Source organism: Methanobrevibacter sp. (assembly GCF_045126245.1).
Taxonomy (GTDB): Archaea; Methanobacteriota; Methanobacteria; order Methanobacteriales; family Methanobacteriaceae; genus Methanocatella.
In genome coordinates, this window is the sequence record NZ_JBGVOG010000014.1 from 1 (window position 1) to 2,299 (window position 2,299).

At 35.0% G+C, this 2,299-nt stretch carries 7 protein-coding genes; 5 read left to right on the forward strand and 2 right to left on the reverse strand.

Annotated elements, in window-relative coordinates:
• Positions 1-31: 31 nt before the first annotated feature.
• Complete coding sequence (locus ACJMLZ_RS00920; RefSeq protein ID WP_405303455.1) at positions 32-457, reverse strand: hypothetical protein; 426 nt, start codon at positions 455-457, stop codon at positions 32-34.
• A 385-nt stretch (positions 458-842) separates the two neighbouring features.
• Positions 843-980 (reverse strand): hypothetical protein, encoded by a 138-nt coding sequence (locus ACJMLZ_RS00925; protein ID WP_405303456.1) that lies wholly within the window; start codon positions 978-980, stop codon positions 843-845.
• Positions 981-1,158: 178 nt separating this feature from the next.
• On the opposite strand from ACJMLZ_RS00925, the gene ACJMLZ_RS00930 reads away from it, so the two are divergent.
• The 5 genes from ACJMLZ_RS00930 to ACJMLZ_RS00950 all read left to right on the forward strand — a co-directional run.
• A complete protein-coding gene (locus tag ACJMLZ_RS00930; RefSeq protein ID WP_405303457.1) occupies positions 1,159-1,401 on the forward strand; it encodes a hypothetical protein in 243 nt (80 codons plus the stop codon).
• Between the two features lie 2 nt (positions 1,402-1,403).
• Positions 1,404-1,640: a hypothetical protein gene (locus ACJMLZ_RS00935; RefSeq protein WP_405303460.1), complete on the forward strand. Its 237-nt coding sequence runs from the start codon at positions 1,404-1,406 to the stop codon at positions 1,638-1,640.
• The gene (locus ACJMLZ_RS00940; protein WP_405303461.1) at positions 1,637-1,768 is read left to right on the forward strand and encodes a hypothetical protein; all 132 of its coding nucleotides are present in this window, start codon (positions 1,637-1,639) and stop codon (positions 1,766-1,768) included. The genes ACJMLZ_RS00935 and ACJMLZ_RS00940 overlap by 4 nt, the downstream gene beginning before the upstream one ends.
• A gap of 108 nt (positions 1,769-1,876) precedes the next feature.
• Positions 1,877-2,098 carry a hypothetical protein gene (locus ACJMLZ_RS00945; protein WP_405303462.1) on the forward strand — a complete coding sequence of 74 codons (222 nt, stop codon included), beginning with the start codon at positions 1,877-1,879 and terminating at the stop codon, positions 2,096-2,098.
• Positions 2,098-2,299 (forward strand): hypothetical protein (locus ACJMLZ_RS00950; protein ID WP_405303463.1); only part of this gene is annotated, 202 nt, incomplete at its 3' end. The genes ACJMLZ_RS00945 and ACJMLZ_RS00950, both read left to right, overlap by 1 nt.

Here is a 2,299-nt window from a genome sequence, read left to right on the forward strand (position 1 = left end):
GAATAAGAAAACTAGAAGAAAACCAATAGCATTATACTGCTATTGGTTTGAGATTATTGTCTTTGTTGAACTTATCTAAATCTTCTTTCAACAATGTTTGGTCTGCAGGAGATAAGGCACTGTCTTTGTAGATGCAAACCAAATAATCAGTTCCATCAATGTTAACTTTTTCCTGGAAACCATACATTTTAAGTAAATCATCAGTAAACAAGTAAGTGTTGTTTCCTATGTCTGTTACAACATATTCTTCTTCAATATTGGAGTCAAAAACTCCTTCATTATCACTCATTTTGCCAATGTATAATTTTGTGTGGCCATCGTTTAGCATTGACACCCCGTCTTTTAAATCACTATATCCGAAGGGAACTTTTAGTTTGTCTATGTCCGTTGCGGAAACGGCGGTTGTTAGTAGGAACAGTATTGCAATCGCTATTATTATTTTTGTTATTTTTTTCATATTTTTTCACTCCGTATAATATTTTGATATTAGTATGTGTGTATGTTGATGTTTATAAGGATTACTTCTCAAATGCTCTCTATAAGATACCCTTAAAAAAAGAGATAAAACAAAATCATATATAAAAAGAAGTACAAAAATTCTAAATGTAATATTCGTGATTATAGGATTGGTCGTCGGTGTTGCAGCACCTCGCAATCCATAACCACATGTTACGCAAAAACAAGTCAACCTACGAGGATTGAATGATTTCTTGTAACAATAATAAATATATGTTAAAATGCTATTTAAAGTTTTTTAAAATAGTTCCAGATAAAATGGAGAGTAATTGTGTTAGCAATGCGAATATAAACTTTAATAGTGGTGTTTAATAATATAAAAAAAATTACTTGTTTTCATTCACAAAATCTTGAATTAATCCAATCAGTATGTCTGTTACGGTAGTATGTTGCTTTATGGCAACTATCTTTAATTCTGTTTTTAATTCCTTGTCGATATTGATTGTCAAAGTTTCAGTACTCATAAGATAATCTCCTTGTTTTTGTATAGTAATATATTTGTACCTACTTGTATATAATTTGTTCGTATATATTAATACAAGTGCATACTAACATTTATATACTAGTATAACCAATCTTTAATTAGAGTTACATTTGGTATTGCAGTACCAAATGATAATTCCAACCTACGAGGTGAAGAGAATGACCAGAATAAAAGAGATTTTAATTGAGCTCGAAGCTCTCAGAGAAGAAAACCACGAACTGAAAGTGGACAACGAATTTTTACAAAAACAGAACAATGCATTGAAAATCAGATGCAGCGACTACTGTCTCCGCAACCAAAAACTCGAAGACGAAATCGCAGACATGAAATTCACACGCAAATATTTAACTGCTGAAGAAGCAGGCAGAAGATTTGCACAGGAATTATTAGGTGGTGCTTAAACATGAGTGCACCAACCCAATACTACCTTATTTTTAAAAAAAACTGCAGTGACGAATATGATGTCTATGAAAGCCACAGATGTCAGGAAAAAGGTTGTTTGTGGACAACTGAAGAATATACTGGCAATGTTGTTCTTCCTGGAAACGAAGCCAAATTCGTTGAAGAATACAACAAAAACCTCATAGAAGGTTATGTCAGTGGCTATGAAGTCGAAGAATATATTGAGGTGGAAAGATGAGTTCCACCGAACCTACTATTTTTAACGATGTCAGAGTGAACATTTCTCGTAGTGAATATGAGGAATTGTTGGAGTACAAAAAAATCTGTAAAGATTTATTTGAACTCTTCAGGGGGGACTCCCAATGAACTGCACAGGATACCCAGCATTCTTCGATGAAGAATACGATTGCAAAGATGACAACTGTGAAATTTGCACCTTTGACTGCTGGAAAAACTACGAGGAAGTTGATCAAGATGATTAGTGAAATCAAACTCCAAAGGCAACAGGCCGGCAAGGACGAAGTCATCAGAGTAATACTTGTCCGTGACAACTGGGAAGTCACCATCAACAATGATGACCTAATCCACGAAACCGACTCAGGAATGTTAAGGATTGTCCGTGCAAACGGCAGACTGACAAGCATAAACCCAGAACATATCTGCATGGTATGTATCAGCAAAAGAGGTGCATTCTGATGAGTGCACCAGTAAGATTACAAAAGGAGGTAAACATGTCCGTAAGAGACAGTATCGAAGACTTTATCATTGCACACGCAACATTCTTCCTCGCATTAGGCATAATTTTGATGCTGGCAGTATTCATCACATTCTGCGTGATGATATGCGGAGCAAGTGCAACAGATTCTGGTCTGCAATATAACCAGATGGAGCAGATAG

Coding starts and splice junctions, on each gene's coding strand:
- ACJMLZ_RS00930 (WP_405303457.1), top strand. CDS start 1,159: ATGACCAGAATAAAAGAGATTTTAATTGAGCTCGAAGCTCTCAGAGAA.
- ACJMLZ_RS00935 (WP_405303460.1), top strand. CDS start 1,404: ATGAGTGCACCAACCCAATACTACCTTATTTTTAAAAAAAACTGCAGT.
- ACJMLZ_RS00920 (WP_405303455.1), bottom strand. CDS start 457: ATGAAAAAAATAACAAAAATAATAATAGCGATTGCAATACTGTTCCTA.
- ACJMLZ_RS00945 (WP_405303462.1), top strand. CDS start 1,877: ATGATTAGTGAAATCAAACTCCAAAGGCAACAGGCCGGCAAGGACGAA.
- ACJMLZ_RS00925 (WP_405303456.1), bottom strand. CDS start 980: ATGAGTACTGAAACTTTGACAATCAATATCGACAAGGAATTAAAAACA.
- ACJMLZ_RS00940 (WP_405303461.1), top strand. CDS start 1,637: ATGAGTTCCACCGAACCTACTATTTTTAACGATGTCAGAGTGAACATT.